This window comes from Paenarthrobacter sp. GQ52 (assembly GCF_059759005.1).
This window is the reverse complement of sequence record NZ_JCAXEJ010000054.1, coordinates 1-287: the sequence shown is the minus strand read 5'-3', so window position 1 is coordinate 287 and position 287 is coordinate 1. Positions and strand designations below refer to the sequence as shown.

Annotated in this window: 1 protein-coding gene; it reads left to right on the top strand. The window is 60.6% G+C overall.

Features of this window, described 5'->3' with window-relative positions; translation table 11 throughout:
• Window positions 1–287 (top strand): HNH endonuclease (locus tag AC6CH8_RS22860; RefSeq protein ID WP_498192467.1); only part of this gene is annotated, 287 nt, incomplete at both ends.

Genomic DNA, 287 nt, shown 5'->3' with positions numbered 1-287 from the left:
TTCATTGAAACCCGCGACGATACCTGCCGGATGCCGTACTGCGATGCGCCCATCCGGCATATCGACCATGTGGTTCCTTGGCGTTCCGGAGGGAAAACGAACCTCGCCAACGGTGCAGGTCTATGCGAGGCGTGCAACCACACCAAGGAAAACCCCGGCTGGACCACCAAAACCGTCCATGCCGGCGTGCACGGGAGTACGCACACCCTGGAAATCAGCACCCCCACCGGACACAGCTATCAATCGAAAGCCCCACCCCTACCCGGACACCGCCCCTCCAGAACATA